The following is a 21,778-nucleotide window of genomic DNA, read 5'->3' as shown; positions in this document are numbered from 1 at the left end:
ATAAACAATCCCAATAAAAAGAGGCCGCAATTGCGGCCTCTTTTTATTTCGCGACGAACGGGCGTCAGATGTCGGCCAGCTGCAATGCCTGGCGGTAGTACTCGTTGGCCTTGTTGGTCAGGCGGCGCTTGTCCATCACCTGGCCGAGGGCGTGGTAGAGGGCGGCATCCGGCGCCTTCGCCACTTCCTGCTCCAGCAGCCGCTGGGCGTCGTCCAGTTGACCGGCCAGCAGGCAGACCCGGGCCAGCGCCGCTTCGGCGCCCGGTTGATCCTGGATCTTTCTGAGCAGGGTCAGCATGGGCTGGTAGTCGTCCAGTTTGAGCTTGGGCAGGCGGGCGAACAGCTCGGGGGAGGGATCCTTGCGCAGGGCCTCCAGCCAGAGATCGGCGGCTTCGGCATCGGCCCCCAATCGGCGCAGGCGATCCCCGTAACTGGCCAGCAGCACGGGATCCTGGCGCTGTTTGCGGGGCAGACCCTGCCAGACCGTGCGCAGGGTGTCGAGGGAGCCGCTGGCGGCCTCCAGACGACCGCACCACGCCTGGTGCAGCAGGGTCTCTTCCTGCTGAGCGGTCAGCTTGCCCACCTTGCGCAGGGCAGGGGCGAGATCGATGAGGGCCGCCCAGTCTTCACGGGCCAGATACACCTGACGCAGCTGATCCAGCACCATGGGGTGGCGCGGGTTGAGGGCATAGATGGACTCGAGGCGACCGAGGGCGCTGTCGTACTGGCCCTGCTCAATCTGCAACTGGGTCTGGATCAGGGTCAGTGCCAGCTCTGCCTTGGGGTTCTCTTCCTGAGCTTTCTGCAGGTAGTGATCCCGGCGCACGTCATCGCCCCGGGCCTGGGCCACCCGGGCGGCGCTCAGGTAGTTGAGCAGCGGGGTGTCGCTGTTGTCTGCGCCCTTGATGAGGAGCTTCTCGGCCTGGTTGTAGTGCCCCTCTGCCATGGCCAGGGTGGCATTGACGGTTTGCAGGTTGGCCTTGCGGCGGCGGCGGGAACCGAACCAGCCCTGGGTCTTGCGGCGCAGGCCGAACAGGCGGGCCAGCACCCATTCCACGATGAGCAGGGCGCCGTAGAACAGCACCGCCAGGATCACCGCGCTGGTGACTGAGGATTCCACCGTGTAGTTGCCCAGCGAGATGAGCACATAGCCCTTGTTGCCGGAGGCTTCGGGCCCGAAGATGAGGCCCGCCACCATCACGGCGACTATGACGATCAGACGAATCATGGTCTCCTCCTCAGTTGCCGGCCAGGATGCGTTGCAGGCGTTCGGTCAGCACCTGTTCCAGCATGGTCTGGGTCTTGAACTGATCCGGGTAGTCAAACTGGATCTGCTCGCCTTTGAGCTTGTCGAGCTCGGACTGCATGTACTGGGTGGCGCTGTTGTCGGCATCGAAATACTGGGTCAGCCAGCGCTGGGCCTTCTCCAGGCTGTCGACATAGAGGGACTGCTGTTCACGATAGACGGCGAGCTGGGCCTGCAGCAGCTTGGTCTTGAGGTTCTCCCGCAGGAAGATCTCCTGCTGTGGGGAGAGCAGGGCTTCCACGGCGCCATCGCGGCGACGGATGGTGATGAAGTTTTCGGTGAACTTGACCCAGTTCTTCTTCAGGTTGCTCTGCCACTCGTCCGGGTTGGTGCTGACGGTCTGGTCGGGCTCGCTCTTGGCTTCCGGCATGCTGACGGTGGAGAGGGGCAGCAGCTCGATCTGGTCCGAGAGGGCGGCCAGCTTCAGGGTCAACCCTTCGCGATCGACCCGCGGCATCCCCTTGAGCTTGGCGATGTCTTCCGCCAGCGCCTTGCGAATGGGCATCAGGCTGGGGTCGTTGAGCGCCTTGATGCGCTCGTCGGCGTTGCCGAGCAATGTGATGGCGGAGACGATGTCGTGTTCGAGCCACAGCTTGCGGCCCGCCATGCGCACCAGGTATTCGGATTCGGCCAACATCCAGTCATTGGGGCGCTTGTCGTCCAGATCCAGCACCTTGGTCTGCAAGGCGTCCAGCGCCTCCTGCAACTGCTGCTGGCTCTTGCCGAGGGCACCGATCTGTTCGGCATCCTTGCTGCTGCCCTGCTCAATCCTGGTCATGGCGTCGGCCAGTTGCTGCTTGAGGGCTACCAGTTCGGCCTGCTGGGCAACGGCGTTCTGGTGTCCGTGCACATAGAGACCACCGGCCAGCCCCAGGGCCAGCAGGATGGCGATGCCGCCAAGCACGGTGCCAGAGCTGCCCTTCTTGCTCCCTGTCGTTCCGGGAGTGGGCTTGTTGTTGTCGGCCACGGTGGCCGCGGCACTCGGCTGGACTTCTTGCTGTTCAGTCATTCCATCTTCCTCAGTTCCAGGGCGGCCACCAGAGCCTGGTTGGATGCACCTTGGGCAATCACGATACGGGTAAAACCAGCCCCTTCTGCCATCTCGGCCACCCGGGGACTGGGCACCACCAGCAGGCGGTCATAAAGCCAGGGGTGCTGCGGGCCGGGCACCAGGGCCAGCAACCGCTGCAACAATTCGCCACTGGTGATGAGCAGGCTGTCGAGCCCGGCTGCCTGCCAGTGGCGGGTCAATGCGTCCCCGTCAAGATCGGGGTAGTGGCGCTCATAGGTGGCACAATAGTGCACCAGTGCGCCCCGTGAGGCCAGCGTCCGGGCGATGAGATCCCGCCCGTCGTTGCCGCGCAGGATCAGCACCCGGCGGCCACTCACCCCTTGCAGCGCCGGCAGGGCCAGCAGCCCTTCACTGCGGGGATCGGCCGGGCACAGGGCCTGGATGCCCGCCTCGGCGAAGGCATCCGCACTCGCCTGACCGACTGCAAAGTAATCAATATGTGGCCAGGTCTGACCAGTTTGCAACAGAAAATGATGTGCAAAATGAACGGCATGCATGCTGACGGCGATAACGAGGTCCGCCTCCCGCAGCATGTCACCCAGGTGAGGGAGGTCGCATCCCGGCCGGGTTTCCAGCAACGGACAGCAGAGCGGTGCATGACCCAGCTGGTGCAGCATCTGCACCAGCTGGTTGGCCTGGGCGGCCGGGCGCACCACCAGGGGGACCATCAGGCGGCGCTCCGGGCAGATGACCGCGAACCGGTCCGTACTGCACTCATGCCCGGTAGACCTCGGCCAGGATAACGTCGGCGCCGGCGGCCAGCAGGCGCTGGGCCAGGGTGTGGCCCAGTGCCTCGCCCTCTGCCAGGGGGCCGCGGATCTCGTCGCGAATGACGCGGGCACCGTCCGGGCTGCCCACCAGGCCACGCAGCCATACTTCTTCTCCCTGTACCAGGGCATAGGCCCCGATGGGCACCTGACAGCCCCCTTGCAGGGCGCGGTTCATGGCGCGCTCGGTCAGCACCCGGATGCGGGTCTCGGGGTGTTCGAGCGGCGCCAGCAGGGCGTGCAGCTCGTGATCGTCGAGGCGGCATTCGATGCCGACCGCCCCCTGGCCGTTGGCGGGCAGGCTCTGCTCGGGCTCGATGAAGGCGGCGATGCGATGGGCCATCTCCAGTCGTTTCAGGCCGGCGGCGGCCAGGATGATGGCGTCATAATCACCGGCATCCAGCTTGGCGAGGCGGGTGTTGACGTTGCCCCGCAGGTCGCGGATCACGAGATCAGGGCGCGCAGCGCGCAGCTGGCACTGACGGCGCAGGCTGGAGGTGCCGACCACGGCCCCTTGAGGCAGCTCGTCTATCTGGTTGAAATAGTTGGAAACAAAGGCATCACGCGGGTCTTCGCGCTCACAGATGGTGTGCAGGCCGAGTCCGTCGGGGAACTCCACAGGTACGTCTTTCATGGAGTGGACAGCGATGTCGGCACGCCCTTCCAGCATGGCAGTCTCCAGTTCCTTGACGAACAACCCCTTGCCGCCGACCTTGGCGAGGGGGGTGTCGAGGATCTTGTCACCCTGGGTGCTCATGGGCACCAGTTCGACCTGCAGATCCGGATGGAGTGCCTCCAGCCGATCTTTCACAAAATTGGCCTGCCACAGGGCCAGTGGGCTCTTTCGAGTGGCAATTCTCAGGGTTCGGGCTGCCATATCAATCAGTTGTTTCATCTTTTGAGAGGAAAACGATCTTACCACCCTTTGCAGGGGCTTTCATGGCGCAGCCGGCGATGTTGATCAAATCAGAGGGGGGACAGCCTGTCCCCAGGCGGTTCGCCTCGCTTAATTGATGGGCTGCCGAACAGGCATACCAAGGCCAATGACCTTGTTCATGACTTTGACTCCGGCCAGGATTTCCCCCACTTGGGCGTTGTAATCCCGCAGGCTCAGTTTCGGTCCGATGAGCTGCTTGAAGCGATACATGGCGGTTTCGGCCTTCGAACGCTGATGATAGCCGGAGTCCTTTTTCCATTGTTCCAGCTCACCGGCTTTCAGCGCTTTGACGGCTTCGTTGCGGGGATGACCTTCCTCCCACAGCGCGGCGTTCTTTCTCGGCGGGATGGTGGCCTTGGCTCCCTTCTTCTTCAGCAGGGCGTGACACTCTTTGGTGTCATAAGCGCCGTCGGCACTGATTTGTTCGATCTTGCGCCGCAAGGGATTGAGCAATGTCGGCAGCACCTCGTTATCGGCCACCGTGTCGAGGCTGACTTCGGCCGCGACGATGGCATGGCTGGCAGCATCCACGGCCAGATGGAGTTTGCGCCAAAGGCGCCGTTTCTCCTTGCCGTGCTTGTGAATTTTCCATTCGCCTTCGCCGTAGACCTTGAGGCCGGTGGCATCAATCACCAAGTGAGCAACCGGGCCTTGGCTGGGCAGGCGGTACTTGATCTCTACCGTCTTGGCGCGCTTGCTGATGCAACTGTAGTCCGGCGACTGCAAGGGAACCTGCATCAGTTTGAACAGCGAGTTAATGAACCCCTCCAAGGCGCGCAGTGGCAGCTTGAACACGCCCTTGAGCATCAGCGCGGTCTCGATGGCGCTATCGCTGTAGTGAAAGCCACGTCCCCGGCGGCCATGATGGGTCTGGCAATGCCAGTGCTTGATGGCTTGCTCAGTCATCCAGATGGTTAGCGAACCGCGTTGCACCAAGGCTTGGTTGTACTGTTTCCAGTTACTGATCTTGTGCTTGGACTTGCCCATCTGACGCTCCCTGCAGTTGACCTAAGAGATCAGATCACCGAGTGGCCGGATAGTTCCCGGATTTAGGAAACAACGCCGGCGCAGCCCGCAAAAGCGGGGCCAAGCTCAAAAACGGGGGCTGAAAATTATTTTCACTCAGCCAGTAATTGATTTTAAGTTATTGAAAATAAGCAATTTTATTGCTTTCCGCTGATACCGTTACGAACGGGGTCAGAAATAATCCGGTGATTGTGTGCGGGCTTGTTTACCACTGCTGTTTGCATTGTTAACATGATCACACTTTTTTGACGTCTCCCCGTTTTGGTGCGTCATTTATCTTCCCCATAGGTAGGGCATTGCTGGTTAAACTCGACACGCTGGTGGCGCGCTACGACGAACTCAATCGTCTCAAGACGCAACGAGCGCTGGATCTCATGAGTCGCTACGGGCAGCAGGTTTTCCACTTGCTGCCTGTCATGCTGCACTTCAATCACCCCCTGTTGCCCGGTTATGTGGCAGGGGATGTGCCTCATGGTATCTGGAGTTTTGTCGCCAACGAGGCCCAGCAGGCCTTCATCCAGGATCTCTGCCAGAACGCCAACTGCCAGGGCGGTCTCAGTACCCACGACAAGTCCATTCAGGGCCTCTACTCCATGGGGAGCACCTCCTCCATCGGTCAGTGCTGCCACTCGGATCTCGACATCTGGGTCTGTCATGTGGCTGGTCTGTCGAGCGAGCGCCTCGCCCTGCTGGAACAGAAGTGCCAGCACCTCTCCATGTGGGCGGAGCAGCGGGGGGTCGATCTCAACTTCTTCCTGATCCCCGAAGACAAGTTCCGTCAGCGCAACGATGCCCAGATGCAGGGGGAGAGCTGCGGCAGCGCCCAGCACCTGCTGCTGCTCGACGAGTTCTACCGCAGCGCCATGCACATCGCCGGCAAGCGGCTGCTCTGGTATCTGGTGCCGGCCGAATATGACGATCACTACGACGACTACGTCAACGGCCTGTTTGCCCACGGCAAGTTGAGCCAGGATGACTGGCTCGATCTGGGGGGCTTTGATCGCATTCCTGCCGAGGAGTATTTCGGCTCCGCCCTGTGGCAGCTCTACAAGGGGATCGACTCCCCCTACAAGGCGGTGCTCAAGTCGGTGCTGATGGAGGCCTACTCCCACGAGTATCCCAACACCCGGCTGCTGTCGGTGACCAGTCGCGACTGGTTCCAGCACAACGAGGGGATGCACTACCGCCTCGACAACTACTGCCTGATGCTGGACAAGGTGACCAACTACCTCAAGTCCATCGGCGACATGCAGCGCCTCGATCTGGTGCGTCGCTGCTTCTATCTGAAGGTGTGCGACGGGCTGAGCCATCCCAAGGAAGATCACTCCCCGGACTGGCGCCGGGAGCAGATGGCCCAGCTGGTAGCCTACTGGGGCTGGAGTCCGGAGCGCCTTTACCACCTTGATCACCGCCAGGAGTGGAAGGTCGAGGACGTCAAGGTGGCCTACGCCGAGTTGCTGGAGGCTCTGATGCAGAGCTACCGCAATCTCATCCAGTTCGCCCGGCGCAACAACATCAGCGAGTCCATCAACCCGGAAGACATCGGCATCCTGTCGCGCAAGCTCTATGCCGCATTCGAGAGCCTGCCGGGCAAGGTGCAGCGCATCAACCTCAAGATTGCGCCGGATCTCGGCGAGCCGGATCTCAGCCTGGTACAGGTACCCCACGGCCGCCTGAATCGCGCCGGCTGGTATCTCTACAAGCATTCCCTCGAACCCGCCGACATCATTGGCCGGGCGCCGCTCGAATATAACGGCTACATCAGCAAGCTGGTGGCCTGGGCCTATTTCAACGGCCTGCTGACGCCCCAGTCCCGGGTGCACCTGTTCAACCAGGGCTCGGATCTGCACATCGACAACCTGCATCAGTTCTGTCGCGATCTCTCCGGCACCTTCCCGGTCAAGTATCCCCGCGCGACCAACCTGGCCCTGAGCCGGCCGTGCGAGATCCGCCAGCTCTCTATCTTCCTGAACCTGGAGACGGACCCGTCCAGCCACTGGGTGGGGCAGGTGATCGAGTTCGATGCCAACGCCGCCGATGTCTTCTCGTTCGGTCGCAACCAGGAGTGTCTGGTGGGATCCGTGGATCTCGTCTATCGCAACTCCTGGAGCGAGATCCGCACCCTGCACTTCGAGGGGGAGGAAGCCGTGGTGGACGCCCTCACCACCATCCTCGGCAAGATGCACCAGGACGCTGCGGCCCCCGAGATGATCGAGGTGTTCTGCTACAGCCAGCACTTCCGCTCCCTGGTGCGCACCCGCTTCCAGCAGCTTGTGGCTGAATGCATCGAGTTGCGCCTGGCCCGGGACAAGCAGCAGCTGGTCAAGACGCTGGCGCTCGGCAAGGAGAAGTACGGCATCTTCTTCGAGCGGCGCGGGGTGTCGGTCAAGAAGCTGGAAAACGCCATCGACTTCTACCGCCACATCTCCCACAACAAGCTGGATCACCTGCCGCTGCGCCTCGACAAGACTCACAGCCAGCACCTGCCCGGCATCGTCGACGCCTACGCCAGCGAAGGGCTGGTGCAGTTCTTCTTCGATACCCGGGATGCAGGCACCAACATCTATATCCTGGACGAGGCGAATCGGGTGGAGATCTACCAGCACTTCGCCGGCAACAAGGACGAACTGGTACAGGGGGTGAACCGGTTCTACACCTCGGGTCACGAGCGATTCAGCAATGCGGGTCAGTTCAGCAACTTCAACCTGCCCCAGTACTACGAAATCGTGCAGGTGGGTGACAAACTCGATGTGATCCCCTACCGCAGCCAGAGCCCGCAGCGGGACACCCCAGGAGCGGCGCGGGAGGTAGGATGATACGCTAATAACCGCACCGGCAAGATGGCAAACGGCCTGCATGATGCAGGCCGTTGTCGTATCCGTGGTGCGGGAATCTGGTGTGGAGGGGGCCGCGGCCAGTGGGGGATGCCGTCGAGCATCGCCGTCAGGGATGAAAGCAAACGGCCTGCTGATGCAGGCCGTTGTCTTACCCGTGATCCGACAATCAGGCACCGAGGCGGGCCAGCAACCAGCTGCGAATGTCGCCCAGCTGGGGGCGGCAGATCTCGTGGCGCATGGGGTATTCGTGCCACTCGGGGCTGAGTCCCGCTGCTTCCAGCCGATTCTTGGCGTCCCAGCCCATGGAGAGGTTCACCACGTCGTCATAGATGCCGTGCATGTAGCAGATGGGCAGGGCGCGGGCCGCCTCGCTCATCTCGCCGGGCAGGGTGTTGGGCGCAGCCAGGTAGGTGGACATGCAGAGCAGGCCTGCCAGTGGCACCGGATGGCGCAGGGCGGTGAAAGAGGCGATGACGCCCCCCTGGGAGAAGCCGGCCAGCACGATACGCTCGGGGGCGAAACCCTCGGCCACCAACTGTTCGATCAGCGAGGCGATACGGGCCGCTGACTCCCTGACATGGGACTCTACGGCGCGATCCGCCGGATCCTCGAAGCTCTTGATGTCGTACCAGCCGCGCATCCTGTAGCCCATGTTGATGGTGATGGGGCGCTCGGGCGCATCGGGCAGCAGATGGCGGACGGGCAGGTCGGCGGGCAGGGCCAGTGCCTCCACCAGGGGGGCAAGGCCGGCGCCGGAGTCCCCCAGCCCGTGCAGCCAGATCACCGCATGGCGGGCACCTTCGGGATGCAGATCCGTCATGAGAAGACCACGGGCTCGCCGGCCTGGGTGGTGCAGGCCCGGGTCAGCAGGGCCTTGAGCTCGTCGCCGAAGCGGTTGTCGATCCAGCTGTCACCGCGCAGCTCGAAGTGGAAGCCGTTCTCCCGGGTGGCGACCCAGATCTGGTGCAGGGGCTCCTGCTTGTTGATGATGACCTTGGTCTTGTTCTCGAAGCTCAAGGTCAGCACCCCGCCGGCGCGTTCGCAGTCGATATCCGGATACCCCTCGTCGATGGTGTCTTCCACATACTGGAAAAAGGCGTCGGTCAGGGCGTGATACTCGTGATCCTTCATCGGTTTATCCTGTTGCTTTTAACAATGTGAGTGCGATTATAGAGGGCCAAAAATTTTTTCGCAGCGAACCATTATGATTACCCAGTTCACCAAGTGCCTGTTTGCCGCGTCGCTGTCGCTCGGGTTGGCCGCCTGTGGCCTGACGGGGCCGCTCTACATGCCGCCGGCCGAACAGCCCGCACCTGCAGAGCAGACACAGCCCAAGACAGAGAGTACACCGCGAGCCGCCTCGCCTGCGACCGCTACACCGGCCTCAGAGGCCGCGCCGCAATAATCTAGGAAGGAACCGCCCCCTTGGATCACTTTAACTACGACGCAGACGGTCAGCTTCAGGCCGAACAGCTTCCCCTGCAACAGCTTGCCGACCAGTACGGCACTCCGCTCTATGTCTACTCCCGCGCCACCCTGGAACGCCACTGGCATGCCTTCGACCAGGCGGCTGGCGACATTCCCCACCTGATCTGCTACGCGGTCAAGGCCAACTCCAACCTGGCCCTGCTCAATCTGCTGGCACGCCTTGGTTCGGGCTTTGACATCGTCTCCGGCGGCGAGCTGTCCCGGGTGCTGGCGGCGGGCGGTGATCCGGCCAAGGTGGTCTTCTCCGGCGTCGCCAAGAGCGAAGCCGAGATGCGCCTTGCGCTGGAAAAAGAGATCCTCTGCTTCAACCTGGAGTCCGAAGCCGAGCTGGAGCGCCTGAACCGGGTCGCAGGCAGCATGGGCAAAAAGGCGCGGGTCTCGGTGCGGGTCAACCCGGACATCGACGCGGGCACGCACCCCTATATCTCCACCGGCCTCAAGCAGAACAAGTTCGGCATCCCCATCGAACAGGCGCCCGCCATCTACCGCAAGGCGGCGGCCATGGCCCACATCGAGATCAAGGGGGTGGATTGCCACATCGGCTCGCAACTCACTGAATTGAATCCCTTTATGGAGGCGGCGGACAAGCTGCTCAAGCTCATCGACGAGCTGGCGGCGGAAGGCATCCACATCCATCACCTGGACGTGGGCGGCGGTCTGGGGGTCAACTACGGCGCCGAGCAGCCGCCGCACCCAACCGAGTATGCCGAGGCGCTCAAGCAGAAGCTGGCGGGCCGGGATCTGACCCTCTTGTTCGAACCGGGCCGCGCCATCGTCGCCAACGCCGGTGTGCTGTTGACCCGGGTCGAGTTCCTCAAACCCGGCGAGACCCGCAACTTCGCCCTGATCGACGCCGGCATGAACGATCTGCTGCGCCCCTCCCTCTACGGCGCCTGGATGAACATCATCGAGGTGGACAGCCGCGCGACCCACGAGAAGGCACTCTATGACGTGGTGGGCCCGGTGTGCGAGACCGGCGACTTCCTCGGCAAGGAGCGTACCCTGGCGATTGCCGAGGGCTCCCTGCTGGCGGTGCGCTCCGCCGGGGCCTACGGCTTTACCATGTCCTCCAACTACAACACCCGACCCCGTGCGGCCGAGGTGCTGGTGGACGGCAACCAGGCCCACCTCATCCGTGAGCGGGAGCAGTTGGCGGATCTCTGGCGTGGCGAGCACCTGCTGCCGTGATGGATGGATTTTCAGCGTTCCTCCATGTGAGAGCGTGATTAACGGTGAGACAGGAACGCGCGATGTTGATTGAGTTTTCCAAAATGCACGGCCTCGGTAACGACTTCATGGTGGTGGATGGTGTCACCCAGAAGGTGTTCTTCAGCAACGACATCATCAAGAAGCTGGCGGATCGTCACTTCGGTATCGGCTTCGACCAGCTGTTGCTGGTGGAGCCGCCCTATGACCCCGAGCTCGACTTCCATTACCGCATCTTCAATGCCGACGGCAGCGAGGTGGAACAGTGCGGCAACGGGGCCCGTTGCTTCGCCCGTTTCGTGCGTCTCAAGGGGCTGGTCAACCGGGATCGCATCGCGGTCAGCACCGCCCGAGGCCGCATCACTCTGCAGCTGGAAGGGGAGAACCAGGTCACGGTCAACATGGGGGTGCCCCAGTTCGAGCCGGGCAAGATCCCGTTCCGTGCCCAGAAGGCGGAGAAGACGTATCTGCTGCGGGCCCAGGATCACACCGTGATGTGCGGTGCCGTCTCCATGGGCAACCCTCACTGCGTCATCGAGGTGCCCTCGGTGGCCGATGCGCCGGTGGAGACCCTGGGACCCATCATGGAGCGCCACGAGCGCTTCCCCGAGCGGGTCAACGTCGGCTTCATGGAGATGGTCAACGCCAGCGAGATCAAGCTGCGGGTCTTCGAGCGCGGGGTGGGGGAGACCCTGGCCTGCGGGACCGGGGCCTGTGCGGCCGTGGTGATAGGCATCAGCCAGGGCAAGCTCAAGGAGCGGGTCACCGTCACCCTGCCGGGTGGCAAGCTGACCATCGCCTGGAAGGGACCGGGTCAGCCCGTCTACATGACGGGGCCGGCCGAGCACGTCTTTGACGGCCAGATAGAGTTGTAGACAAGGAGCGGGTGATCCCGCTCCATCAACGGATCATATCGGGGCCCTTGGCCCCTTTTTCGGATGGATCAACCAAGTTATGAGCGAACTCAAACGGCAGGAATCACTGGTGGATGAAGCCACAGTGCTGGAGTACCTGGCCCGTTATCCCGAGTTTTTCCTGCGTCACGGGGCCATGCTGGACAAGATCCGCATTCCCCATGGGCAAAAGGGCACCATCTCCCTGGTGGAGCGCCAGCTGGACAGACAGCGGGAGCGCATCGAGCAGCTGGAGCAGGAGATCACCGAACTGATGGGGGTCGCCAGCGAGAACGAGCGGATCTTCCGGGTCTATGCGGATCTCTACGGGGAGATCTACGGCTGCCAGACCCTGTTCGAGCTGAGCGCCGTGATGGGCAAGGCCTTCGTCCAGCGGCTGCGACTCACCGGCCTGCGGCTCTGGCTCAACCCCAGGCATTTCCAGCTGAGCGGCCCCGAGCAGCGTTTCCTGGCGCAGGGCAAACAGCTCGAACAACTGCTGGGCCAGCGCCTGCCCGGCACGGACTACTATTTCGGTCGCCTCAACCAGAGCGAGAAGCAGGCGCTGTTTGGCAATGATGTGCTGGTCAACTCGGTGGCCCTGATGCGGCTCGGGGAGCTCGGCGTGCTGGCCTTCGCGAGCTCGGATCCCAGCCACTTCACCCCCCACAACGACACCCTGCTGCTGGGTCAGCTGGGGCGTCTGCTGCAACTGCGTCTGCCCGAGCTGGCCCGTGGCTAAGGCAACGACCCGATCCCCTGCCAGGACGCCCCCTGCCGCCGACCCCCTGCCGGTCGCACTGGCGGAGGAGCTGGACGCCTTTATCGAATACCTGCGGGTCGAGCGCCAGCTCAGCCCCCACACCCGTAGCAACTATCAGGCCCACCTGGAAGCCATGACCGCCGAGCTGGTGAAGCTCGGGGTCGACGACTGGGCCCGGCTCGAGGCGAGCCAGGTGCGCAGTCTGGTGACCCGGATGCACAAGGGGGGGCTGGCGCCCCGTTCCCTTGCCACCAAGGTGTCGGCCCTGCGCAGCTTCTGCGACTGGCAGGTGCGCCAGGGGCGGCTCACCGCCAACCCGGCGCGGGGCATCGTCACCCCCAAGCAGGGGCGGCCCCTGCCCAAGAACCTGGACGTGGACGAGATGTATCAGCTGCTCAACATCACCGACGAGCAGGATCCGCTGGCGGTGCGGGATCGCGCCATCATGGAGCTGATGTACTCCTCCGGCCTGCGCCTTGCCGAGCTGGTGGGGCTCAACCTCGCGGACGTGAAGCTCGAGGAGCGCCAGCTCAGGGTGATCGGCAAGGGCTCGCGGGAGCGGGTGCTGCCCATCGGGCGGATGGCGGTGGAGTGGTTGCACAAGTGGCTCAAGGTACGCCCCCTGCTGGCCGGTGACGAGGGGGAGGCATTGTTCGTCTCCAAGCGCAGGCAGCGGCTCTCGGCCCGCTCGGTACAGGAGCGGCTCGACGGCTGGGGCAACAAGCAGGCTCTCAATGCCCACGTGCACCCCCACAAGCTGCGCCACAGCTTCGCCACCCACATGCTGGAATCCTCCGGCGACCTGCGGGCGGTGCAGGAGCTGCTGGGGCATGCGGATCTCTCCACCACCCAGATCTATACCCACCTCGACTTCCAGCATCTGGCCAAGGTATATGACAGTGCCCACCCGCGGGCGAAGCGGGATCCGGAAACGCCGGAGGATGAGTGATGTGGTGTGCGATCTGCGGGGATGACAATCTCCACGTCGCCCCGGTCAGGCGGGAGCTCGCAACGCCAGAGGATGAGGAGTAAAGAGGAACAGCCATGCAGTTTTACCGTCGCTGGCAGCCGGTGGCCGCCATCTCGTTCGATCTGGACGACACCCTCTATGACAACGGCCCCGCCATCGCGCGGGCGGAACAGTGGATGCTGGACCACCTGCGCAGCGAATACCTGGCTACCGCCATGCTGGACAAGCCGCGCTGGCTCGCGCTCAAGCGCCAGTTGCTGCTGGACCACCCGGCGCTGAGCCACGACGTCAGCCTGACGCGCCAGCGTGGCATTCGCGAGGCCCTGGTGCAGGGGGGCATGGAGCCCAGGCTGGCGGAGCAGCAGGCCCGGGCGGTGTTCACCGGCTTCATGGCCGAGCGCTCGAAGATAGAGGTGAGCGAGGCGACTCACGCCCTGCTGGCTCGTCTGGCGGCGCGCTACCCGCTGGCGGTGATCACCAACGGCAACCTGGATCTGGAGCAGGCGGGTCTGGCTGGCTACTTCACCCTGGTCTGCAAGGCGGGAGCGGGAGCCAGAATGAAACCGGCGCCCGACATGTTCGTGCAGGTGCAAGAGGCCCTGGGGCTGACCCCCGGCCGCATCCTTCATGTGGGGGATCACCCGGTGACCGACGTGCTGGGTGCCAGGCTGCACGGCTTTCGGGCCGCCTGGCTCAACGAGAGCGGTCAGTCCTGGCAGTCGCTGTCGCTGCTGCCGGATGTGGAGCTGGGGCAGTTGCAGGATCTGGCCACCCTGCTGCTCTGAGCTGGGGATGAGGGACAGATTCCGTGATCTATATCTGGCAATAACAACAAGGGAGCAAGGGGGTGAAGGGAATGAAGGGTGTCATCTGGCTGGCGATCCCCGTGATGCTGGCGGGATGCGATCTGGTGCAAGACCGTTACCGGATGGAGTTCAGGGACGGATCCTGGCGGGAGATCGCCATCTCCCCGTTTTCCGACGAGGCGCGCTGGCGCGAGGGGTGTGCCACCGGCGAGATCCAGGTGGACATGACCCTGCCCCTGAAACGGGGCAAGGTGGTGAATGGCCGGGAGCAACTGCTCATCGGCGGCGAGCTGTTCGAGCTGGAGGATGCCCGTCTCTATCGCGGTAACGGCATGGTGCTCGGGCAGGCCCCGGACCATATCCAGCGGGGCCTCAAGGGGCTGGATGTCTGCCGAACCCTGCGTCCTGATCGCGGGGCTCTGCCCAAGCTCAAGGGCAAGGGATTTGGCGACTAGCCCGTCTGCTGCCTGAATGGGCAGGAGGCGTCGCCGAAGGCAGTGGGCAGCTTGATGGCGTGGGGGGGTCACAGGCCCGTCACGTCGGATGCCTCCGGGCAGCCCCCGATGTACGAGGCCCTGCCCAGGCTCAAGGGCAAGGGGTCGGCGACTAGCCGACCTGCTGCCTGAACCGGCGGCAGGCGTCGCCAAAGGCGGTGAAGAGCTTGATGGAGTGGGGGTTCTCGCTGGCCTTCCACTCCGGGTGCCACTGCACCGCCAGCAGGAAGGGGGAGAGGGCGGGAGCGTGGATCGCCTCGATCAGCCCGTCTTCGGCATGGGCCAGGGGGGCCAGCCCCTTGGCCAGCGTCTTGATCCCCTGCCCGTGGAGGGAGTTGACCGGAATCGACGGCTGCCCCATCAGCTCGGCCAGCCAGGTACCGGGCACCAGCTCGACCTGATGGCTCTCGCCATACTGCTCGTCCACCGGGTCATCCGCATCCTCCCGATGATCGTCATAACCTGGCTCGCAATAGACCTTCTGGTGAATGTCGCCTCCCAGGGCCACGTTGATCTCCTGCATGCCGCGGCAGATCCCGAGGATCGGCAGGCCACGGTCGAGGGCGGCGCGCACCAGGGGAATATCGAACAGATCCCTGTCCCTGTCCTGGGGCTTCTCCGGGGTGAGGTTCTCCTGGCCATAGAGGGCAGGATCGATGTTGGATCCGGCACCGCTCAGATAGACCCCGTCGGCGAGGTCCAGATACTGCTCCAGATCCTCGGTGCCACAGCAGGTGGGCACCAGCAGCGGCACGCAGCCGCTGATCTCCACCAGAGGCTTGATGTATTTGTGGGTCATGACCTGGTAGGCGTGGCCACTGCGGGCCTGGGCCCCCATGGTCATCAGCACGACGGGTTTGTTATGGGAACTGGGGTTGGGCATAGGTCACCTTGGCTATCCTTGGCGGTCTCATCCTGCGCCTTGGGAAGGCCCTTGCCGCCTCGGCTCGCAAGGGCATGCCTCAAGGCATGGTCGTGGGATCAGGGTCGCGCCAGCGTGCCAGAATCGTCGGTCAGCCTTGGCAACGACAGCCTGGATCCTGCTTCCAGTCTGCCAAGGCCGTTCAATATGTCAAACAAAATGATGCAATTATGTTAACCGTTGATGCCGGGATACGGCTCTGAGTCCTATTTAAAGGGGATTGAGGGGGAATGCTTGGCGCGGCGAGCGATTTGATGGTGGATATATTAAACATCTGGCCGGGCGGCCGGATAGCAGAAGGGGCCCACAGGGCCCCTTGTCGACTCAGGCGTTCAGGATGAAACGCTCGATCACCTGGGCGACCCCGTCTTCATCGTTGCGCCCCGTGGTGTGCTGTGCCAGCGCCTTGATCTCGTCGGTGGCGTTGCCCATGGCGACCCCGAGTCCGGCGTAGGCGATCATGTGGTGATCGTTGCCCGCATCCCCCACCGCGATCACCTGGGAGGCATCCAGCCCCAGGTGCTCGGCCAGGGCGGCGACGCCGGTGCCCTTGTTGCTGCGCTTGTTCATGAACTCGAGGAAGTAGGGGGCGCTGCGCACCACGGTATAGCGCTCGTGGAGTTCGGCGGGCAGCTGGGCGATGGCACGGGAGAGCAGGGGCTCTGGGTCAATCATCATCACCTTCATGATCTGCTCGTCGTCGGGCAGGGTGGCGAAGTCCACCAGGTTGATGGGTTGACCGATGAGGCGGGATTCGTGCTCGGTGTAGGGGCTGAGCCTTGGGCTGATGAGCCCCTGGCGGACGGAGAAGCCGTGGATGTTCACCCCCAGCTCACAGGCCAGGTGGGCGATGGCACGGGCATCGCTGCCGGTCAGCAACTGGCTGCGGATGATGCGTTGCTCGGACACCTGCTGCACCAGGGCGCCGTTGTAGCAGATGACGTAGTCATCCTGGCCGGTGAGGCCCAGCTCGGTCAGGGCGGCGGTCATGCCTTCCAGCGGGCGGCCGGAGGCCAGCACCACGGTCACGCCCTTGGCGCGGGCTGCCGCGATGGCGGCCTGGGTGCGGGGGGAGATTCGGCCCTCTGGGGTCAGCAGGGTGCCATCCATATCCAATGCGATCAGCTTGTACATCTTCTCACTACCTGAGTCTGGCCGGCCCGCCCGATGGGGCCATGGGGAGGCCGAGTGTAGCGAAAATCGCCGCCGGGATCACGCCGCCTGCCGACGCGGGGGCACGTTGCCCCTCAGCGCTGGCCCTGGTAGGGGGTCAGTTGCAGCTGATCTTCCCGGATGGCGAAGTGGATGGGGCCGTGCTCGATGTCGACCCTGTTGTGGTGATGGGCCATCTCCACCTCGACGCCGGGGAAGAGGCGCTGGGTGGCGATGATGTCCATGTTGGCCATGAGCGCCTGCAGCTCCCGCTGCGCCTCGGCGAGCTGCTCGTCCAGGCTCTTGCTCTCGTCGAACTGGCGGGTGCGCAGCGCCTTGATCTTCTGCAGGGTCTCGGGATTGCGCTTGTCACGGGGCAGTTGCAGCAGCCGCAGGATGAGATCCTGCAGCTTGTCTATCTGCTCGGCGCAGGTCTGTTTGCGCTGGCGCAGCGCCAGCTCCTGCTCCTTCTGGCTGAAATAGCCACCGAGGATCTGCAACCGGGTCCGATTGGCCGCCGAGGCTCCGAGCACCGGTGCCATGATGAGCCGGTTGGCGATGTTGATGCCGCCGATGAGGTGCCCCTTGCGCATGGCGCTGTCCCCCACCTTGAGATCCTGGCCGCTGCGGCAATAGCAGTGGCTGAGCTGGCTCAGGATATGGATGTCGCCATCGGCCTCCAGCCTGGCGTACTGGGCATAGCTGGCGTGGATCTCCCCCCCGGCGTTGAGGTGGCAGAGGTATTCGTCGTCCGCCAGCTTGCGCCCTATGATGCCGTTGCGCACCGTGATGGTGCCGCCGGATTCGATGTAGCCGCCCTCGACGAAGCCGCCGATCACCACGTCCCCGCTGGTCTTGACGCGCATGCCGGGCATGACGTCCCCGGTGACCAGCAGGGATCCCTCGAACTCGACGTGGCCGTGGCGGATGTCGACCTGCTTGACGTTGAGCACCTCGTCGACCCGCATCCCGGCACGCTCCTGACAGGGGAGCCCCGGGCGTGTCGCCAGCAGCAGGTCCGGATCCTCGGGGGAGAGGCAGGTGCCGTCACCCGGCGTCATGGCGCTCTCCTTGCCGTGGCGGGCGGTCAGGGTCTGGCCCGTCACGGTGAAGCCGTCGATGCCCTGGGTGGCGGGGTGCCTGCGCATCAGCAACGCCCCCGCCTTGACGGTGAGCAGGGTGCCGAGGTCGCGCATGTCCACCTTGCCGTGATCCCGCTCCTGGGGTTTGAGGATCCGCTCGGCTGCGGTCTCCACCAGCCGCTCCAGGCGGGTATCCAGGCCGTGCCTGGCGGCCTTGCCGAGGGCGATGACGGGATTGAGCTGGGCACCGGGGGCCGCCTCACCCGCCGCCTGGATGGCGGCGGTAAGCAGTCGCTCGCTCACCCCCTGCTTGACCGTGCTGGCCGCCAGGGCCTCCTGCAACCGGGCCAGGGTCAGGGGCTGGCCGCCCCAGTCCGCGGTGATCTGCGCCCTGGCGCTCATCTGGTCCTTGTCCACCTGGATGAGCAGCCTGGCATCCTGGCGCCGGGCAATGGGGACTGGCGGATGCGCGGGGGCATCCGGCTCTGCGATGAGGGCGTTGAGCAGGGTGACGGCTTCGCGGATCCCCTCGCCGAGGGGTTCGTAGCGCCGACAGTTGGAGAGTCGCAGCAGGGCCAGGACGTCGCTTTCCTGGATGGGCTCGGTGAGGCCCGGGGTGATGCGCAGGCAGACATAGCTCATGTCGGCCGACAGCTGAAACCACGCTTTGCTTAACACCGGGCCCTCCTTCGTTGTCCCTGTCCGGTTTGCCCCATGCCGGGGCCTCTCCTTGCCGGCATCCAATGCCGCCGGGGCGGATCCAACGCGCAGTATTCGGGTATTTTTCCTTCCGGGTCAACGATCTGAATGCAAATGGGTGAGCCGGGTTGAGGAAATTTCGGCTGACGGGAGAGGGGCAGAGCCGGCCATGTCGTGGGTTCCATTGCAGTTTTTTAGCGCAATATGCTGACGTTTTATGCTTTCGCTATCCAGAGTGTCCATCACGTTGAGGGAGGCGATGCAAATCACCTTGCCAGGCAGGAAGAGAAGGATTTTAATCTGCCGCCGCCTCAGGGCGAGGACCCTGGCGCCATCGATCAGCCCCTTTTTCTGTCCAACCGAACGAGCCCCATGACCGCCCAAGGCCACCTGCTGTTTTCCGTCACCTGCGTCCTGCTTGCCCACAAGGTTGAACTGACTCCGGCCCTGGCCGATGCCAGCCTGTGGCATATCGTTCCCATGGCCCTGGCGAGCGCCCTGCTGCCGGATCTCGATCACCCCCGCTCCCTGCTCGGGCGGCAACTGCCCTGGATCTCGGGGCCGCTCTCCCGGCTGTTCGGCCATCGCGGCTTCACCCACAGCCTGCTGGCGGTGGGGATGGGGGTCTGGGGGCTGGCCCAGGTGGAAGCCCCCTGGTTGCTGTCGGGGGCGGTGAAGGATGCCCTCATCGTGGGCTATCTCAGCCATCTGCTGGGGGACTGGCTCACCCCCATGGGCATTCCCCTGCTCTGGCCCTGGCGTCGGCGCTTTCGCCTGCCCGGCCTGCCCCTCAAGAGCGGCGGGGGTTACGAGAGGGCCTTCTGCCTGCTGACCCTGGCGCTCGCCGGGTACTGGGTCCATGGCGGCGCAGGTTTGGCTCACTTCTAGCCCCGGGCGCCCTCCTGGCATGTGGCCGTTCGGGTCAGGGTGAGGTAATCGGCGAGCACCGGCAGCCCCAGCAGGTGGCGGCGCAGCATGTCGAGGGCGGCGAAGGCGAGGATCCGGCGACCGCTCGCGGGATCCGGGTGGCTGACCCTGAGCGTCTGGCCGTGCAGTTGCCCGTCGGCGCAGAGCAGCAGCGGCACGCCGTCCGGCCCGGCACGGCCTATGGTGAGGCTCAGGGGGGCGGCGGGCACCGCCAGTTGAGTCAGATCGTCGCTCAGGGTGTGGCTGAAGCCGGCGGTCAGGGCCGGGTGCCCGTGACACATGGTCAGCAGGGCGCCCCGGCTCTCCCCTTCCTGCAGGTGCAGCGACCGCTCCCCCAGCAGGGCCAGGATCTGGCTGGCAGGCGCCTCGTTGCCACGTCCCACCAGCCAGGGGGCGATGGCCGCAAGCAGCCTCGCCTCGGCGGCGTCCATGTCGGCGGTGCTGGCACCGTGGCCGATGAGCTTGAGCTCGATGAGGGGCATGGAGGAGCGGTAGCCCAGCTCGATGCCGGCAGGCCAGGGGGCCGCATCCAGCATGTCGCTGAGGGCGGACTCCGAGACGCCGAAGGTGTAGAAACGGCGCAGCTCGGTGTCCGTCTCTTCCCCGGCCAGCACCTTGAGGCGGGGCATGATCTGTTCACGCACCATCTGCTTGAACTCGAACGGCACGCCCGGGGTGAAGAAGAGCCGGCTCTGGCCGTGGCTGGCCGGGTGGCGGACCACAAAGCCGCAGGCGGTGCCCACCGGGTTGTCGAGGATCTCGCAGTCCCGGGGCAGCCAGGCCTGCTTGGTGTTGCTCCGGGCCATGGTGCGGCCCCGGCTGGCATAGCGTTCGGCCATGGTGGCGAGCCAGTCCGGGAACAGGGTCAGGGGCTGGTCAAACGCCTCGGCCGCGGCCTGGGCGGTGAGGTCGTCTGCCGTGGGGCCGAGCCCTCCGCACACCAGTACCACCTCGGCGCGGTTGGCGCTCTCCTGCAGCACGGCTGTCAGATCCGCGAGGTTGTCCCCCACGGTGGCGCGGCGGCGCACCTGCCAGCCCTGCTCCAGCAAGAGGGCGCTGAGCCAGGCGGCATTGGTGTCCACCACCAGGCCGGTCACTATCTCGTCGCCTGTGCTGATGATCTCGATGCGCATGGGGACTCCTTGGGTGGGGCCAGCCCTCTCAGGGCTTGCCGTGTTCGAAGTAGTAGCTGATCCGGGTGCGGGGGTTGAGGTATTCGAACACCGCCGGGGGCAGGCGTTTGGGCTGGATCACCTTGGCGATGGTCAGCCCGGCCGCGTCGAGGTCGATGATGGCCGCCTCCTGGCGCGGAATGCGGGGGTCGTATACCAGCACGGCGGGGTAGAGCAGGCGGGAGGCGTTGACCGACATCACCAGCCCCACCTGGCCGTTGGAAAGCTGCACCACGCTACCCGGGGGGTAGACCCCCATCAGTCGGATCAGCATGCCGAGGTGATCGGCGTTGAACTGGGACTTGCGCTGCTTGTAGAGGCTGCCGAGGGCCGCGTAGGGCACCTTGGCCTCCAGGTGGCAGAGGTTGTCGTACTCGTTGATGAGGGAGACGATCTGGGTGAGGGGATCGAGCTGATCGCCCTTGAGCCCCTGGGGGCCGGTGCCGTCCAGGTACTCGTGGTGGTTCTGCACTATCTGCTTGGCCGCTTCCGGAAAATCGCTGACCAGCCCCAGCAGTTCCAGGCCGTAGCGGGGATGCTGGGCCATCAGGTTCTGCTCCGGCTTGGTCAGCGGCTCCGTCTTGCGCAGGATCTGGCTCGGGATCCTCAGCTTGCCGATGTCGTGGAACAGGGCCCCCATGCCGACCTGGCGGATCGCCTCGGCCGGCAACTTGCACTCCCGGGCGAGCAGCATGCTGAGCACGCTGACGTTGAGGGAGTGAAACTGCAGGCTGTTGCCATCATCGCTGTCGGAGACCAGGTGCAGCACCATCTCGTCCACCGAGAGGAGCTGCTCCGTCATGGCGTTGATCAGCTCCTGGGCCTCGCTGATGGCGTTGAGGGGGCGGGACTGGATCTTGCCCATGAGGTTGCGCACCTGGGCCAGGGATTGGCGGAACTGTTTCTCGCACTGCTGCAGGTCGCGGCGATAGCGCTGCAACTGCTCGATGCGCCGCAGTTTCTCCTGCTGCATCTCCTCCTGGCGGGCGACAAGACCCTCTCCTTCAACCTCATCCGCCTGGGACTGGGTCTGTCCGAGGGGCTTGGGCGGCGTGTCGCTCTTGTCGGGAATGATGGTCACCAGCTTGAGGCCAAGGCGACGAATGAGCTCGATCTCCTCCTCGCTCTTGAGCTTGAAGCTGGAGAACAGAAACGGGTGCTCACGCCATCCCAAAGGCAGGGAGACATAATTGCCGACTTGCAGCCGTTCTACGGAGATCTTGATTCCTGTCATGGGGTTGGGCACGAGGGACACACTG

General features: G+C 64.2%; 21 protein-coding genes. 9 read left to right on the top strand and 12 right to left on the bottom strand.

Annotated elements, in window-relative coordinates; all coding sequences use genetic code 11:
- Positions 1 to 64 precede the first annotated feature (64 nt).
- The 5 genes from C2U37_RS05525 to C2U37_RS05505 all read right to left on the bottom strand — a co-directional run bounded on the left by C2U37_RS05525 (position 65) and on the right by C2U37_RS05505 (position 5,069).
- Positions 65 to 1,228 carry a heme biosynthesis HemY N-terminal domain-containing protein gene (locus C2U37_RS05525; protein ID WP_045523022.1) on the bottom strand — a complete coding sequence of 388 codons (1,164 nt, stop codon included), beginning with the start codon at positions 1,226 to 1,228 and terminating at the stop codon, positions 65 to 67.
- Positions 1,229 to 1,238: 10 nt separating this feature from the next.
- Positions 1,239 to 2,315 (bottom strand): uroporphyrinogen-III C-methyltransferase, encoded by a 1,077-nt coding sequence (locus C2U37_RS05520; protein ID WP_104451979.1) that lies wholly within the window; start codon positions 2,313 to 2,315, stop codon positions 1,239 to 1,241.
- On the bottom strand, positions 2,312 to 3,046 hold the full coding sequence (locus C2U37_RS05515; RefSeq protein ID WP_039039810.1) for a uroporphyrinogen-III synthase: 735 nt from the start codon (positions 3,044 to 3,046) through the stop codon (positions 2,312 to 2,314). Before C2U37_RS05515 ends, C2U37_RS05520 begins: the two co-directional genes overlap by 4 nt.
- Positions 3,047 to 3,092: 46 nt before the next feature.
- Positions 3,093 to 4,022 (bottom strand): hydroxymethylbilane synthase, encoded by a 930-nt coding sequence (gene hemC, locus C2U37_RS05510; protein ID WP_158656316.1) that lies wholly within the window; start codon positions 4,020 to 4,022, stop codon positions 3,093 to 3,095.
- A gap of 129 nt (positions 4,023 to 4,151) precedes the next feature.
- Positions 4,152 to 5,069: an IS5 family transposase gene (locus tag C2U37_RS05505; protein ID WP_104451977.1), complete on the bottom strand. Its 918-nt coding sequence runs from the start codon at positions 5,067 to 5,069 to the stop codon at positions 4,152 to 4,154.
- Between the two features lie 335 nt (positions 5,070 to 5,404).
- Between C2U37_RS05505 and C2U37_RS05500 the strand changes: the two genes are divergently transcribed.
- Positions 5,405 to 7,924: a class I adenylate cyclase gene (locus C2U37_RS05500; RefSeq protein ID WP_042879398.1), complete on the top strand. Its 2,520-nt coding sequence runs from the start codon at positions 5,405 to 5,407 to the stop codon at positions 7,922 to 7,924.
- Between the two features lie 187 nt (positions 7,925 to 8,111).
- On the opposite strand, the gene C2U37_RS05495 is transcribed toward C2U37_RS05500, so the two are convergent.
- Both C2U37_RS05495 and cyaY read right to left on the bottom strand, forming a co-directional pair.
- Positions 8,112 to 8,765, bottom strand: a complete 654-nt coding sequence (locus C2U37_RS05495; RefSeq protein WP_104451976.1) for an alpha/beta hydrolase — start codon at positions 8,763 to 8,765, stop codon at positions 8,112 to 8,114.
- On the bottom strand, positions 8,762 to 9,076 hold the full coding sequence (gene cyaY, locus C2U37_RS05490) for an iron donor protein CyaY (protein WP_010672698.1): 315 nt from the start codon (positions 9,074 to 9,076) through the stop codon (positions 8,762 to 8,764). Before cyaY ends, C2U37_RS05495 begins: the two co-directional genes overlap by 4 nt.
- A 73-nt stretch (positions 9,077 to 9,149) precedes the next feature.
- Between cyaY and lptM the strand changes: the two genes are divergently transcribed.
- The 7 genes from lptM to C2U37_RS05455 all read left to right on the top strand — a co-directional run bounded on the left by lptM (position 9,150) and on the right by C2U37_RS05455 (position 14,526).
- Positions 9,150 to 9,350 carry an LPS translocon maturation chaperone LptM gene (gene lptM, locus C2U37_RS05485; protein ID WP_104451975.1) on the top strand — a complete coding sequence of 67 codons (201 nt, stop codon included), beginning with the start codon at positions 9,150 to 9,152 and terminating at the stop codon, positions 9,348 to 9,350.
- Between the two features lie 20 nt (positions 9,351 to 9,370).
- Positions 9,371 to 10,621 carry a diaminopimelate decarboxylase gene (lysA, locus tag C2U37_RS05480; RefSeq protein WP_104451974.1) on the top strand — a complete coding sequence of 417 codons (1,251 nt, stop codon included), beginning with the start codon at positions 9,371 to 9,373 and terminating at the stop codon, positions 10,619 to 10,621.
- A 62-nt stretch (positions 10,622 to 10,683) separates the two neighbouring features.
- The gene (dapF, locus tag C2U37_RS05475) at positions 10,684 to 11,514 is read left to right on the top strand and encodes a diaminopimelate epimerase (protein ID WP_029313578.1); all 831 of its coding nucleotides are present in this window, start codon (positions 10,684 to 10,686) and stop codon (positions 11,512 to 11,514) included.
- A 79-nt stretch (positions 11,515 to 11,593) separates the two neighbouring features.
- The gene (locus C2U37_RS05470) at positions 11,594 to 12,274 is read left to right on the top strand and encodes a DUF484 family protein (RefSeq protein ID WP_041212252.1); all 681 of its coding nucleotides are present in this window, start codon (positions 11,594 to 11,596) and stop codon (positions 12,272 to 12,274) included.
- Entirely contained in the window at positions 12,267 to 13,244 is a 978-nt protein-coding gene (gene xerC / locus C2U37_RS05465; protein ID WP_104451973.1) for a tyrosine recombinase XerC, read from the top strand. The genes C2U37_RS05470 and xerC overlap by 8 nt, the downstream gene beginning before the upstream one ends.
- Before the next feature lie 95 nt (positions 13,245 to 13,339).
- Positions 13,340 to 14,050: an HAD-IA family hydrolase gene (locus C2U37_RS05460; protein ID WP_104451972.1), complete on the top strand. Its 711-nt coding sequence runs from the start codon at positions 13,340 to 13,342 to the stop codon at positions 14,048 to 14,050.
- Positions 14,051 to 14,121: 71 nt separating this feature from the next.
- Entirely contained in the window at positions 14,122 to 14,526 is a 405-nt protein-coding gene (locus C2U37_RS05455) for a hypothetical protein (RefSeq protein WP_010672705.1), read from the top strand.
- Positions 14,527 to 14,677: 151 nt separating this feature from the next.
- On the opposite strand, the gene C2U37_RS05450 is transcribed toward C2U37_RS05455, so the two are convergent.
- The 3 genes from C2U37_RS05450 to C2U37_RS05440 all read right to left on the bottom strand — a co-directional run bounded on the left by C2U37_RS05450 (position 14,678) and on the right by C2U37_RS05440 (position 18,399).
- Positions 14,678 to 15,448 carry a gamma-glutamyl-gamma-aminobutyrate hydrolase family protein gene (locus tag C2U37_RS05450; RefSeq protein ID WP_043154048.1) on the bottom strand — a complete coding sequence of 257 codons (771 nt, stop codon included), beginning with the start codon at positions 15,446 to 15,448 and terminating at the stop codon, positions 14,678 to 14,680.
- Between the two features lie 363 nt (positions 15,449 to 15,811).
- The gene (gene yidA / locus C2U37_RS05445; protein WP_104451971.1) at positions 15,812 to 16,621 is read right to left on the bottom strand and encodes a sugar-phosphatase; all 810 of its coding nucleotides are present in this window, start codon (positions 16,619 to 16,621) and stop codon (positions 15,812 to 15,814) included.
- 113 nt (positions 16,622 to 16,734) lie between these two features.
- Positions 16,735 to 18,399, bottom strand: coding sequence for a DUF342 domain-containing protein (locus C2U37_RS05440; protein ID WP_319847988.1), 1,665 nt, complete (start codon positions 18,397 to 18,399; stop codon positions 16,735 to 16,737).
- Positions 18,400 to 18,792: 393 nt separating this feature from the next.
- Between C2U37_RS05440 and C2U37_RS05435 the strand changes: the two genes are divergently transcribed.
- Positions 18,793 to 19,308: a metal-dependent hydrolase gene (locus tag C2U37_RS05435; RefSeq protein ID WP_010672710.1), complete on the top strand. Its 516-nt coding sequence runs from the start codon at positions 18,793 to 18,795 to the stop codon at positions 19,306 to 19,308.
- Here C2U37_RS05435 and C2U37_RS05430 read toward each other — a convergent pair.
- Together C2U37_RS05430 and C2U37_RS05425 are read right to left on the bottom strand one after the other, a co-directional pair.
- The gene (locus tag C2U37_RS05430) at positions 19,305 to 20,480 is read right to left on the bottom strand and encodes a competence/damage-inducible protein A (RefSeq protein WP_104451970.1); all 1,176 of its coding nucleotides are present in this window, start codon (positions 20,478 to 20,480) and stop codon (positions 19,305 to 19,307) included. The two genes, C2U37_RS05435 and C2U37_RS05430, sit on opposite strands and share 4 nt — an antisense overlap.
- A 28-nt stretch (positions 20,481 to 20,508) precedes the next feature.
- The gene (locus C2U37_RS05425) at positions 20,509 to 21,753 is read right to left on the bottom strand and encodes an HD-GYP domain-containing protein (RefSeq protein ID WP_041212363.1); all 1,245 of its coding nucleotides are present in this window, start codon (positions 21,751 to 21,753) and stop codon (positions 20,509 to 20,511) included.
- Between the last annotated feature and the right edge of the window lie 25 nt (positions 21,754 to 21,778).

Source organism: Aeromonas sp. ASNIH1, assembly GCF_002934285.1.
Classification (GTDB): domain Bacteria; phylum Pseudomonadota; class Gammaproteobacteria; order Enterobacterales; family Aeromonadaceae; genus Aeromonas; species Aeromonas caviae.
This window is presented reverse-complemented; position numbering and strand designations above follow the sequence as displayed.